Origin of the sequence: Sorangium sp. So ce1014 (assembly GCF_051521505.1) — a bacterium.
Lineage (GTDB): Bacteria > Myxococcota_A > Polyangia > Polyangiales > Polyangiaceae > Sorangium.
The window spans coordinates 8,874,318-8,886,788 of the sequence record NZ_CP150356.1 but is presented as its reverse complement, the minus strand read 5'-3'; the positions used below and the strand labels follow the sequence as shown (position 1 = coordinate 8,886,788).

Genomic DNA, 12,471 nt, shown 5'->3' with positions numbered 1-12,471 from the left:
TCGTGCCGGTCTCGTTGCGCAGGCTCGCTGACGCGCAGACGCGCAGACGCGCAGGCGCGCAGGCGCGTCAGCGAGCCGCCTCGTCGAGCCAGTCGTGCGCGAGCGCGAGGATCCGCGCGTGGTCGGGGACATCGCTCAGGAAGCGCTCGCGCCAGGCCGGATCGCTGATCCTCCCGGCCCGCACGAGCAGCCCATTGCGGGCCAGGGCGATGGCGCCCTTGGCCTCGGCCCGCTGGCCCGCCGCCGCCAGCGCCTCGGCGTGGACCAGGCGCACCAGAAAGCCCTCCTCGTCGCGGCGGCCGGACTCGAGCAGCGACAGCGCCTCCGTCGTGGCCGCGAGCGCCTCGCCGGCGCGCCCGAGCTCGAGCAGCGCGCGCGCGCGCGCCGCGATGGCCGCGGGGAGCCGCTCCGGCACCGCCCGCGCGAGCGCCTCGGCCGCCTGCGACTCCACCTCGGCGAGCGCGGGCTCGCCCGCGAGCAGCAGGACGCGCGCGAGCTGGAGCCGGCTCTCGCACTCCCGGCGCCGGTCGCCGCGGCGCTCCAGCGCCTCGATCGAGCTCCGCAGGGCCGCCTTGGCGGCGTCGACCTCGCCCGCGTGGGCGAGCGCGAGGCCGAGGTTCTGCAGCGCGTTCGGCACCCGGTCGTCGAGCGCCATCCGCTCCGCCTCCTCGAGCCCGGCGCGGAGGACCTCCGCCGCCGCCTCGAAGTACCCGAACTGCACGTAGCAGAGCCCCATGTTGAGCCGCGCCCGGCACGCCTCGCGGCGATCGCCGATGTCCTCGAACGCCGCGAGCGCCGCGCTCATGCTCGCGATGCAGGCGCTCGGATCGCCGTTGTGCTGCCGGAGCAGCCCGTGCAGGTAGAGCAGCTTCGCCTCGATCATGAGATCGGCGGCCGACGCGTCCTCCGTCGCCTGCTCGACCGCGTCGATCAGCGCGTCGACGCACGCGTAGCGGCCGCCGAGCAGGAGCACGATCGCCCCCTCGATCAGGCAGGCGTTCCTCGCGATGAGCGCGCCGGCGAGCGGCGCGGTGCCGAGGACGACCATCATCCAGCGCTCGACGCGCTCGTAGTGGCGCTGCTTGTGCCCCGCCCCGGCGAGCTGCGTGAACGCCGAGAACCACGCCACGGAGCCGGGCGCGAGGTGTCGCGTCGCCTCGATCCCGCGCTGCTCGGCGAGGGCGGCCTCCCCGCGCCAGAGCAGCGCCTCGGCCTCGACGAGGCGGAGCGCGCCCATCGCGGCCTCACCGGGCCCGCAGGCGATGCCGCGCTCGGCGCACGCGATCGCCGCGGCGAGGTCGTTGCCGCGCAGCGCCTTGTCGGCGGCGCGCAGGTACCACTCGGCGGCCTTCTCGGGCTCCTCGCCGCGCTCGAAATGCTCGGCGAGGACCCTCGGGTCGCCCTCGCCGGCCGCCTCGAGGAAGCTGCCCGCGAGCGCGTGGCCGATGCGCAGGTCGCGCGCGGTCAGCATGCCGTAGGCGGCCTCGCGCACGAGCGCGTGGCGGAAGCAGTACTCGGCGCCGTCCCGCTGCCGCCCCTCGCCCCGCCGCACGATCACCTCGCGCCGGAGCAGCTCCGAGAGGAGCGGCGCGATGTCGATGCTCCCGAGGAGCGCCGCGACGGCGCTCGACCGGAACGTCTCGCCGAAGATGCTCGCCGCCCTGAGCAGCCGCCGCGCCTCGGCGTCGAGCGTCTCCAGCCGCGCCTGCACCATGGCCACCACCGTCTCGGGCTGGCCCTCGCTCTTGCCCTCCGCGGCGGCGCGGATCTGCTCCTCGAGGAAGAACGCGTTGCCGTCCGCGCGCTCGACGAGCCTCGCCACGAGGTCGTGCCCCGCGTGCGCGCCGAGCGCCTCGCGCACGAGCCGCTCGCTCGCCCGGCGCGGGAGCGGCGTCAGGTGGAGCTCGTGCGCGAGCCGGCCCTCCCAGAGCCTCGGGAAGAGCCGGCGCACGTCGGGCCGCCCCAGCGCCAGCACGAGCAGCGGCATGTCCTTGAGCTGGCGCAGCGCCCCTTCCACCATCGTGACGGTGGGGAGATCGCCCCACTGCAGATCCTCGAGCACGAGGAGCACGGGCCCGGTGCGGCACGCCGCCCCGAGGAAGGCCTCCCAGGCGAGGCGGAGCTGGTCGCCCATCAGCACGGCGTCGCGCCGCGCGAGCCGGAGCTGCACGTCGTTCTCGTCGGGGAACGGCGCGCCGGCGAGCTCGCCGAGGAAGGGCGCGACGCGGGCGGCGTCGAGGTCCGCGTGCTGCGCCGCGCGGCGGCGGATCTTGCGCTGCCGCGCCTCGAGCGGCTCGCCGTCGGCGAGGCCGAGGGCGTGGCGGAGCGCGCTCGCGAGCAGGCCGAAGGCCGAGCCCGCGCCCATGGGGTCGCCCTGGCCGATCCAGACCTCGATCCGGTCGCCCCGCTCGCGGAGCTTGCGGATGAGCTCCTGGCGCAGGCGCGATTTGCCCATGCCCGCCTCGGCGGTCACGAGCACCGCGCCGGCGGCGCCCTCGTCGATGCAGCGGTCGACCTCCGCCACGAGCATCGCGAGCTCGCGCTCGCGGCCGACGTACGTGGTCGGCCGGCCGAGCAGCTGCGCGGTCCGCTCGTCGCGCGCCCTGTGGAGGACGCGGCCGGCGGCGTCCTCGGTGACGTCGAACCGGGCGCCGATGAGGGCCGCGGTCACCTCGTCGATGCGGACGCCCGCGAGGGGGAAGCGGCCTTCGTCGCCGGCGAGCATCTGGAAGGCGCGGTCGATGAGCTCGCCGACGGGCACGCGCGCCGAGAGCTCCGCCCGGCCGGTGGCGAGGGCGACGGGCGCGCCGGCGAGCAGCTCCTTCAGCGCGAGCGCGCACCGGGCGGCCCGCGCCGCGAGATCGGTCGGCGTGCCTGCGCCCGACAGCACGATGAGCGGCGAGCGGCCCTCGAGGAGCTCGAGCTCCCCGCGGTACTGCTCGGCCACGTCGTGCAGCTGCCAGAGCTGCGCCCGGCGCGGCTCCTCCGCCGCGTCGCCCTCGGCGGGGTGCTCGCGGGTGATCACGAGGCACATCACGCGCCGCTCGCCGGTGGTGAGCTCCACGGCCCGCGGCGGGAAGGAGCGGGGCCCGCCGACGCTGCTCTCGGGCCCGTCGATCGTGGCGAGCTCGGCCGCGACGGCGTCGCCGTCGGCCGGCCGATCTTGCGGGGATTTCGCGAGCATGCGGGCGACGAGGTCGTCGAGGGCCGCGGGGGTGCCGGGCCGGAGCTCGCGCACGCGGGGTGGGTCCTCGAGGAGGACCTTCATCAGCACGGCGAGCCCGGCGTTCCCCTGGAAGGCGGGGTGGCCAGTCAGGCAGCGGTAGAGGATGCACCCGAGCGCGAACACGTCGACGCGGGCGTCGGCGCTGAGCTCTCCGCGCGCCTGCTCCGGGGCCATGTACCCGGGCGTGCCCACGACGAGGCCGGCGGCCGTGAGCGGCTCGTCGGTGGCGGCGCGCGCGAGCCCGAAGTCGATGAGGCTCACGCGCTCGAGCGAGCCGCCTTCGAGGATCAGGTTGCTCGGCTTCAGGTCGCGGTGGACGAGGCCGAGCCTGTGGACGGCGCCGAGCGTCCTCGCGACGTGCAGGCCGAGCTCCAGGGTCTCCTCGAGGGTGAGCCCCTGGCGGGTGAGCCGCTCGGAGAGCGTCTCGCCGTCGAGCCATTGCATGGCGAGGTACGGCTGACCCCACGCGGTGGTGCCGTGCGCGACGTACTGCACGACGCCGGGGACGCGGGCCGCCGCGAGCGCCTGCGCCTCGCGCGTGAAGCGGCCGAGGTGCTGGGTGCCCTCGGTGGTCAGGAGCTTTATCGCGACGGCCTCGCCGGTCTCCTGATCGCGGCCCTGGTAGACGGCCCCCATCCCGCCGGAGGCGGCCAGGTGCTCGATGGCGAACCGGCCGTCTATGATGTCTCCTGCCTGCATCGCTCACCGAGGACCCCGGCGAGGGGCCTCACCGGCGGCCAGCCTGCCAGCGAGGCGAGCTCTGCGTCCAGTGCTCATTCCGGGTGAGGGCGGCCGGCGGGGTGAGCGCGGCAGGCGTGCACAGGCGGCCTCACGGCGCTCGTGGAGGGTTGCCACCCGGCGGTTCGGACGCGAAGAAGGCATGGTGGTGAGAGGAGCGATCATGGCGATCATGACTCAGGTGCGTGAGCAGACGACCGGGGACGGCAGGCCGGGGCCCGAGGCGCAACCCATCCTGCGCCAGCGCGGGGAGGAGATTCAGCCGTACGGGGCGCTGGCGCGCTATCCGCTCGGCCTGAGCGACGACGTGCGCGCGGCGAGCGTCAAGGCGCTCAATCAGATCCTGAGCGACACGATGGTGCTGCGCGACATGTACAAGAAGCACCACTGGCAGGTGTCGGGGGCGACCTTCTATTCGCTGCATCTGCTGCTCGACAAGCACTATGAAGAGCAGGCCAAGCTCGTCGACGACCTGGCCGAGCGGGCGCAGACGCTCGGCGGGATCGCGATCGCGATGCCGCACGACGTCGTGGAGATGACGAAGATCGAGCGGCCGCCGCGGGGGCGCGAGGAGGTGCCGGTGCAGATCTCGCGGCTGCTCGAGGCGCACGAGCAGATCTTGATCGAGGCGCGCGAGGCGGCGGGCAAGGCGGCCGAGGGCGGCGACGACGGGACGAACGACCTGCTCGTGAGCCAGATTGTCCGCGTCAACGAGATGCAGGTGTGGTTCCTGTCCGAGCACCTCGTGGACACGCCGCTCGTCCGGGCGCGGTAGGCGGCGGGGGCGATACCGCCGCTCCTCGCCGTGCGCCGCGTCCCGCGAAGAAACGGTGTACGCCGTGAGCGGGGGCACGCTCGTCCTCGGCTCGCGAGGGCGAGCGCCGCGCGAAGGGGTCGGCGGGTCGGTGGATCGCCGCCGGACGCGCGTTCTTGCGCCGAGATCGGCCGTGCGCGATGCTCGCGCCATGCAATTCATCGAGGTGCTCACCAGCGGCGGTATCGCCGAGGTCGTGTTGAACCGACCCAAGGTCAACGCAATGAACCACGCGGTGCTCCGCGAGATGACCGACGTCTTCCGGCGGCTCGCGGAGGACGACGCCGTGAGCGGCGTCCTCGTCCGCGGCGCTGGCAAATGCCTGTCGGCGGGGCTCGACCTGCGCGAGGTCGCGTCGCTCGAGCGAGAGGCGCTCGCGGGCTTCCTCGACGATTTCGACGCCGCCTTCGGCGCGGCGTTCCGCTTCCCGAAGCCCTTCGCCGCCGCCGTGCACGGCCACGCGATCGCGGGCGGCGCCGTGCTCGCGATGTGCGCTGACTTCATCGCGCTCGGCGCCGGCGACTACAAGATCGGGCTCCCCGAGCTCGTCGTGGGTATCCCCTTTCCGCGCGTCGCCTTCGAGATCGTCCGCGCCGCCTGTCCCACCCGCGCGTTCCGGAGGCTCGTCTTCGGGGCGGACCTCCATTCCCCCGCGGAGATCTTCGAGATGGGCGTCGGCGACGCGCTCTCCGCCGATCCGCTCGAGGACGCGCGCCGCTGGCTAACCAAGGCGTGCGGCCGCCCCGCCGCGGCGTTTCGCTTCGTCAAGGCGAGCCACCGCAACGAGGCGTGGGCGCGGATCGCCGCGACGCCGGCTGCCGAGCGAGAGGCCCTGATCGACGCGCTCGTCTCCGCCAGACAGGCGTTGACCGCGCCGCTCTTCGGGTGAGCTAGCGGGAGATCACCACGCCGCGCGGGGTGATCAGCGACCGTTCCTCCTGACTCCCGCGCTGCTACTCCTTCTCCCGCACCCCGCGCGCGGCTCGTTCGCGCGCCCGGCCTTCGTCGAGCCAGCATGGCGCCCGCCGCGGTGACCTGGTGCCTGCCACCGCTGACCGGGGCAGCGCCAACCCTCAGGGGACCGGACGGCCGGTTCGCCGGGTCCTTGCCTCAGCTCGTCCGGCTGTCTCGCGCGGACATAATTTGTGATCCAAATTACCTGTTGACGCCGCGATGCGGTGAGAAAACCGTTACCGCCTCCGAATGCATAGGGCGGCCGGCTCTCATTTGCGATCTAAATTACATCTTTCTGGAGTCGCGCGTCGGGCCCAGACACAGCGCCGCTCCCTGGGACGACAGCGACCCGCTCATGGCTAAGCGTTGCCGCTCGTCGCGAAGCGTGCGGGGCGCTAGCTGAGCTTGACCCCACAGGAGACTCGATGAAACGATCCGTTTCGCATGCTGTGGTGCTTGTGTTTGCTCTTTGCTCGATCGGTGCCAAGAAATGTGCTCCTAGCAGCGGGCAGCCCAGTCAATCTCCAAACAATCCATTCTGTTATATGGACCCACCGGTCGGTTGCGCCGCGTATTGTAAAGCCAAGGATACGGTCGAATTCACGCCTGCATGCAGCCATGTCTCGGCCGGTGACAGAGAGCTCTTATTTGAGCTCACCGTGATGAATCGCGTGTCTGAGGAATATGCTCAGGGGAACCAATTATGCCCTGAAGCCGATCTGTCGTTTTTCTTGACACCGTGTCACATCGACATCGTTCCGCAGGAGTGGCCGAATCAAGATCATGAGTTTTGCCAGTCTGTACCCCCAGGCTGCCCGCTGTAGCAGCGAAATCTTGCATGACAAATCATAGATTCATTGCGCTCGCCCTCGCTACCGGCATCGTCGGCGTCTTCATCGGACGCGCCGTGCCGCGCGATGCATCCATCGCCCAGGCGCTCGAGAGCGCATCACCGGTGCCGTCGTCTACAGCATCCTCGCCTTCGGTTGCGGCGCCTACCGGAGGTAGCTGCAAGACTGAACGCACCGAGCTCGCCTCGACCAAGGCGCAACTGGCTATCTGTATGGCGTTTGTCGAGCGGGGTCCAAAGACCGAACCGTCCGACGTTCAAGCGCGATCTGAGCCAGATGCCCCAGAGCTCGAATCCGCCGACCCGCAACATACGCCAAGCGCCGCAGAGATCCGGCGGAATCGCGAGCTTTTGGACAGCTATTCCGAGGCTGTCATTGTCCAGCACCCGGACGGGACGACCGGCGTCTATAAGCCAGATGAATGGCCGATCGATGGTGATGGAGTAATTGTCGCACGAAAGCTGCCGAGCGGGAACATCGGATGGTATGCCGGGCCCGATGCCGGGCCGCGTTCGGACCCTGCCGCGTTCCGGCAGCTCGATCTTCCAAAGATAGCTCCACCAGTCATCGTGCGCGAGCCAGACGGGACGCTCACAGTGAACGGGAAGCCCGGTGCACCTGCCTTGCAGCGCATATTTCCCGGAAAGCCGAGACCGGCAACGCAGTAGATGCGCAAGTCCAGACTCGATCGCGCCAGCAACGACGATCCTCGACGTCGCAGCCGCGCCAGAGCCGAGTCGTGGTCGCGTTGGACGAAGCCGCTTCGCGGCAGCTGTTGTCACATCCTGAGACGCCGTCGTAGCGACACCGCGAGCCGCGCCCGGAGCGAAGGGTCCCGCGGCTGCTCGCCGAGCTCGCCATCGCCCGTGCCGACGGCTCCTACGGGGCCACGCTGAGCCGCCTGGCCAAGCTCGACGTGCTGGTGCTCGATGACCTGCTCATCGCGCCGCTCAAAGACACCGAGCGGCGCGATCTGCTCGAAGTGTTGGAAGACCGGTATGACCAGCAATCGACCGTGGTGACCAGCCAGGTGCCGACGAAAACTTGGCACGAGATGCTTGCAAACCCCACCGTCGCCGACGCGATCTGTGATCGCTTGGTCCCCAACGCCGTGGGGATGAGGCGAACAAAGTCGTCGCGGTGCATCGAGCGCGCCAGGAGCGCGAGCGTTTTGAACGGGACGGTGGCGAATGTCGAGCGAGGCGCGAGGCCAGAGTATCACGATGCTAGAGCGTGGCGCTGGATTGCCTCAGGTGAGGAGGAACAGCGAAGTCCCAGGCTTCGGCGAGCTGTTGAACGGGTCGGTCCGTGATCGGATCGGCATGGGCCACGAGGATTCGCTGGAGTGGCAGCGCGCGCATCTGCGCAATTGATTCAGCCACCGCCGTGCTCGCACGAGTACGCATCCTGACGTCCGGGGGCGTCCTGACCTTTCCGTAGCGTCCCCAGATGCGTGCTGCAATTCGCCAAGTCCAGTGGTCGTGTGCGCAGGCGGATATGAGTAGATCTGCAGCAATCAGGGAGCCGCTGGCCGCGTGGAAGAAGACTGTCTCGTCAAGAAAAGGAACGCCCCTTAGCTGAATAGAGGTCAGCTCAGGGGTAGAGCGGGTATACGCGGGATCGTCCGTGCCCACGGTCAAGCTGACGTGCGGGTTGCGCGACTGGGCAGACTTCGGTCCGACGACAAGTGCGTTTGGGTATCGGGCGGAAGTAGCTGGAGTTTGTAGATGATGGAACCGATTGGGCACCACGATCCAACGCACCTCGCCGAGCGCATCGAGCGCCGCGCATACATCGTCGGTGGGTGTGCAGGGGCTATGAACCCAGAGGGCATCACCCGAGAGTCGAACGACGGTGGTCCTCGCTCGTAGGCGAACACCGCCGAACCATATCGGACGTTCGATGACCCAGATATTGTCTGGCACGACGACTTCGAGAACGCTGGGAGCTTCCATTGGGGTAGATTGCCCTTCTTTGATGGGCGGCATGACCCGGCTCGCCGGGGCATGTCCGCTCGATGGAGGGGTCAGGTGCCTGATTGCTCATGGGATGTGCTCGGCGTCGGGAGGGGGAATGACCCAGCTGTGCATTCGATCCTCGTAAACAGAGACGAGCGGCGCTGGAAAGCTTGGATCAGCGAACGCCCCAACAGGGATCGCCAAGTATTCTTCCATTCCCTCCGACTCGTAGTAGACGGTCGATCCGCAGCCTGGACAGAAGTGGAATTTGCTATGAGAGCCTTCGTCGCCCACGCGGACGTACTCAGACGAGGCGCCAGAGAGCGAGACGTCCTCGCGTCGAAACCTGGCTTGCTGCCCGAAGACGCTGCCAGTTCGGCGCTGACAGGCCAGGCAGTGGCAAATGGAGACACGCACAGGCTCGCCGGTAACTCGAGCCTTGAGCTGACCACAACTGCAGGAGGCGACACGGTCGGGCATGTGAACTCCCCTCGGGCACCTGACGCGTTACCGGTCTGCCGCGGGCGCGTAGCGCCCGCCGGCGGCACCGGCATGTTAGCAGAGACCGGCCCCGCTCGTCATTGCAGAAGAGAGATGAAGGGGTCGAGCACCGGAGCGAGCTGCGGAGCCTCCGGAAGCCTCGCGATGAGGCCCTCCGGGACTGGCCGTCCCGAGGTGGCGGCGACCTGGGCGGCGATGGCGGCGATCGTGTCGGTGTCACCGCCCAGAGAGACCGCCGTCGCGATCACCGACTCGAGGGGCTCCCTCGCGGTCGTCGCCGCGACGAACAACGCGATCGGCACGGCCTCGACCGCATCGCCGGAGCACCCGAAGCGATACGCCCGATCCCGTCGCGGCGCTCGCCCTTCGGCTAACGAGTGGCCGCGCTGCCGAGGGGAGCGAGGCTGCGCGGCCCTCGGATAGCAGCGGCTCGTTCGGTCGCCGCCCGCTCGAAGGGGCCCGGGCCTGGGTCGGGGGCTAGGAAGCCGGGTCAAGGTTGACGTTAATACCATCTTGTCGAAATATTATGTAATGTTTCTTGAAGAGTATTAACAATCTCTTCTTTTTTAATGTCGACGTGAAATACTTTGCCCACCTCGCTCCTGGGTTCATGTCTTTCGTCCCAGTAGGAAAAGATTATGTAGCTGCTATTTTGAGAGTGGACGTAGTAACAGCGCGCAGACATGGTGGTCAAGTCCAACGATAGAATCCTGTGCTGAGCTGCGTCAGCCATTTCAAATTGGATAAATAGCGATTCGTCGCTTGAATTTTTGTCAATGCTTACATGCGTATGGTTCTTCAGTTTCTCGATGTCATTTTTTAGATTATGGTAAAAAGTCGGCAAGTACACCACGTCGTCAACGCTGGTTATGTCTTTCCCGCCTAACCAGACCTTTATGTGCTGGTTCTGCTTCGACCCCTCCCAGTAATCGCCAATGTCGACGGCTAGTTTGGTCCTGTCGCCGATCAGACCCATCGTCATCGTCTCTACTCTATTAGGATTTTAGGTTGAAATCTCTCCCGGACCCCTGGCGCGCGGAACTGGGCGCCGAGCTCACGACCCCCGAGGAGACCCTGTTCAAGGCGGCGCCGGGCACGGAGGCCACGCCGCGATCCACGGCCCGCGGCAGCCGCTCCACGGCGTCGAGGCCGGGCGCTGGCGAGCGGTCGTGACGCAGAAGCCGGGCGGCACGGGGAAGCCGGCGGCCGCCAGCGCGCCGAGGTTGGCCCCCTTGCCGCCGACGCGCGGAAGGTCGCGCGCCCGTACCTGCGCGAAGGGGATGACCCACGAGGCGGGGGCCTGGTCGGCTTGCCCCGAGATCTCCCCGGAACGCGCTCCGGAAAAAAACGATATGCCGTGGTCGAATCCATGAAGGCCGGCCGGGCCCGGCCGCATTCAAAGGGCACAGGTGAACGATCGCGCAGAGGAGGGTCCCGGGACGGGCTCGCGCCCGAGCGGGGCATCGACGTGTCTCTCGAGGTCCTCCCGCAGGGAGACCTCCGCGTCCGACCGAGGACCGCGGCTGACCCAGCGCTGCAGCCCGGATGACCTCCGCGGTCGCGACGAGAGCGACCGCCGATGATCCGCGGCCAGCGCCACAGGCATCCATGGATGCCTCCGGGCTCGCCGGAGCGCCGCTCGGATCCGAGGGCCGGGACGACATGGCTGCGCGGAGGGCGGAGCTCTCTCGACCTCGGCGCGTCGCTCACCCGTCGAGGAGGACTCATGATCATGCGAAACAGGTTCGGTGTTCAGGCGATAGTTGGTCTCGGGCTCGCGCTCCTCCCGGGGTGCGTCGGAGAGCCCGGCGCGGACGGGGAGGACGCCGAGAGCTCCTTCGACGCGCGCACGGAGCTCGCGTTTCCCGGCGTGCGCGGCCGCGTCGAGGAGCGCATCGTCGATCTCCCCAGCCTGGGGCCGCAGAAGGTGGTTTACGAGCGGATCGGCGGCGTGGCGGTGTTCGAGGGCGATATCCTCCTCGACGAGCGGGGCCGGCAGGAGCGCTCGGCGGCGCGGCTCGACGGCGCCTCCCGGTGGCCGGGCGGGGTCGTGCCGTACACGATCGACCCGAGCCTTCTCAATCAGGCCCGGGTGAACGACGCCATCGCTCACGTGCAGTCCGTGACGCCGCTCCGGTTCACGCCCCGCACGACCGAGATCGCTTACGTGACGTTCCGGCCGAGCACCGGGTGCTCGTCCGTGGTGGGGCGGAGCGGCGGCCAGCAGTTCATCGGCCTGAGCGACAACTGTTTGACCGGCAGCACCATCCACGAGATCGGGCACGCCGTCGGCCTGTACCACGAGCAGGCGAGGGCCGATCGCGACGAGAAGGTCACGGTGCACTTCGAGAACATCCAGCCAGGCCACCAGAACAACTTCCTCACGCACCTCGATCGCAGCGACGGCGTGGACCTCGGGCCGTACGACCTCGGCTCGATCATGCACTACAGCGCCTTCGCGTTCTCCGCCAACGGCCAGCCCACGATCACGAAGAAGGACGGGTCGACCTTCACGTCGCAGCGCGCGGCGCTGTCGATCGGCGACATCAGGGCGCTGGAGGCGATGTACGGCCGCCGCGTGCGGCTCCGGACCGGGGTCGCCGCGGACCGCTGCCTCGGCGTGTCGAGCGGCAGCACGGAGGAGGGGGCGACGGTGCAGACCCAGGGCTGCCTCCGCACGAGCGCCCAGGAGTGGCTGCTCACGCCGAGCGGCGAGCTGCGGAGCAGCGTGGCCCCGGACCGCTGCCTCGACGTGTCGGGCGGCGACCCGACGCCCGGCGCGGGGGTGCAGACCTGGGGGTGCAACGGCACGGACGCCCAGAAGTGGACCCGGACCGCGAGCGGCGAGCTGCGGAGCGCGCTGGCCGCGGACCTCTGCCTCGACGTGGCCGGCGGCAGCACCGCGTCGGGCGCGCCCGTACAGACCGGGACCTGCAGCGGCTCGAACGCGCAGAAGTGGACCGACACCATCGAGATCCAGAGCGACCTGCACTCGAACCGCTGCCTCGACGTCGTCGGCGCCAGCTCGACCCCGGGGACCAACGTGGCCATTCTGTATTGCGAGAGGGGCAACGGGCAGCAGTGGTTCATCTCGCCGACCAGCGAGCTGCGGAGCGCCGTCGCCGACGACCGCTGCCTCGAGGTCGCCGCCACCACGGGCAACGACGTCCAGCCCGGCACCAACGTCCAGATCGGCGTGTGCAACGGCAGCAACGCCCAGCGGTGGCTCTGGACGCCGGATGGCGCGCTGCGGAGCTTCGTCAACAACGAGCGCTGCCTCGAGGTGAGCGGCGGCGCGATCGATTTCGGGACGAACGTCCAGATCGAGGAATGCAACGGCACGCGCGCGCAGCGCTGGATGAAGCCAGGCATCACTTTCTGAGGCGGCGAGAGGCATTGAGGTGCCGAGACGGCGAGAGGCATTGAGGT

Annotated in this window: 12 protein-coding genes and 1 pseudogene; 7 read left to right on the top strand and 6 right to left on the bottom strand. The window is 69.3% G+C overall.

The window, feature by feature from the left end; translation table 11 throughout:
- Positions 1-67: 67 nt before the first annotated feature.
- Positions 68-3,925 carry a serine/threonine-protein kinase gene (locus WME75_RS33680; protein ID WP_437479425.1) on the bottom strand — a complete coding sequence of 1,286 codons (3,858 nt, stop codon included), beginning with the start codon at positions 3,923-3,925 and terminating at the stop codon, positions 68-70.
- A gap of 202 nt (positions 3,926-4,127) precedes the next feature.
- Between WME75_RS33680 and WME75_RS33675 the strand changes: the two genes are divergently transcribed.
- The 5 genes from WME75_RS33675 (at position 4,128) to WME75_RS33655 (ending at position 7,895) form a co-directional block, all read left to right on the top strand.
- Entirely contained in the window at positions 4,128-4,739 is a 612-nt protein-coding gene (locus tag WME75_RS33675) for a Dps family protein (RefSeq protein WP_437479423.1), read from the top strand.
- 190 nt (positions 4,740-4,929) lie between these two features.
- On the top strand, positions 4,930-5,667 hold the full coding sequence (locus WME75_RS33670; protein WP_437479421.1) for an enoyl-CoA hydratase/isomerase family protein: 738 nt from the start codon (positions 4,930-4,932) through the stop codon (positions 5,665-5,667).
- 490 nt (positions 5,668-6,157) lie between these two features.
- A complete protein-coding gene (locus tag WME75_RS33665) occupies positions 6,158-6,556 on the top strand; it encodes a hypothetical protein (RefSeq protein ID WP_437479419.1) in 399 nt (132 codons plus the stop codon).
- A 14-nt stretch (positions 6,557-6,570) separates the two neighbouring features.
- Positions 6,571-7,251, top strand: coding sequence for a hypothetical protein (locus WME75_RS33660; RefSeq protein WP_437479417.1), 681 nt, complete (start codon positions 6,571-6,573; stop codon positions 7,249-7,251).
- A gap of 173 nt (positions 7,252-7,424) precedes the next feature.
- Positions 7,425-7,895 (top strand): ATP-binding protein, encoded by a 471-nt coding sequence (locus tag WME75_RS33655; protein WP_437494975.1) that lies wholly within the window; start codon positions 7,425-7,427, stop codon positions 7,893-7,895.
- Here WME75_RS33655 and WME75_RS33650 read toward each other — a convergent pair.
- The 4 genes from WME75_RS33650 to WME75_RS33635 form a co-directional block, all read right to left on the bottom strand.
- The gene (locus tag WME75_RS33650; RefSeq protein WP_437479415.1) at positions 7,810-8,538 is read right to left on the bottom strand and encodes a DUF4336 domain-containing protein; all 729 of its coding nucleotides are present in this window, start codon (positions 8,536-8,538) and stop codon (positions 7,810-7,812) included. The two genes, WME75_RS33655 and WME75_RS33650, sit on opposite strands and share 86 nt — an antisense overlap.
- Positions 8,539-8,625: 87 nt before the next feature.
- Complete coding sequence (locus tag WME75_RS33645) at positions 8,626-9,021, bottom strand: GFA family protein (RefSeq protein ID WP_437479413.1); 396 nt, start codon at positions 9,019-9,021, stop codon at positions 8,626-8,628.
- A 98-nt stretch (positions 9,022-9,119) separates the two neighbouring features.
- Positions 9,120-9,554, bottom strand: coding sequence for an ADP-ribosylglycohydrolase family protein (locus tag WME75_RS33640; RefSeq protein WP_437479411.1), 435 nt, complete (start codon positions 9,552-9,554; stop codon positions 9,120-9,122).
- The gene (locus WME75_RS33635) at positions 9,545-10,024 is read right to left on the bottom strand and encodes a hypothetical protein (protein ID WP_437479409.1); all 480 of its coding nucleotides are present in this window, start codon (positions 10,022-10,024) and stop codon (positions 9,545-9,547) included. Before WME75_RS33635 ends, WME75_RS33640 begins: the two co-directional genes overlap by 10 nt.
- 26 nt (positions 10,025-10,050) lie before the next feature.
- On the opposite strand from WME75_RS33635, the gene WME75_RS33630 reads away from it, so the two are divergent.
- Positions 10,051-10,215, top strand: a complete 165-nt coding sequence (locus WME75_RS33630) for a hypothetical protein (RefSeq protein WP_437495096.1) — start codon at positions 10,051-10,053, stop codon at positions 10,213-10,215.
- A 28-nt stretch (positions 10,216-10,243) separates the two neighbouring features.
- On the opposite strand, the pseudogene WME75_RS33625 reads toward WME75_RS33630, so the two are convergent.
- Positions 10,244-10,438: pseudogene (locus tag WME75_RS33625) on the bottom strand (hypothetical protein); the annotation flags it as partial.
- Positions 10,439-10,774: 336 nt separating this feature from the next.
- Between WME75_RS33625 and WME75_RS33620 the strand changes: the two are divergent.
- Complete coding sequence (locus WME75_RS33620) at positions 10,775-12,424, top strand: ricin-type beta-trefoil lectin domain protein (RefSeq protein WP_437479407.1); 1,650 nt, start codon at positions 10,775-10,777, stop codon at positions 12,422-12,424.
- Positions 12,425-12,471: the final 47 nt, after the last annotated feature.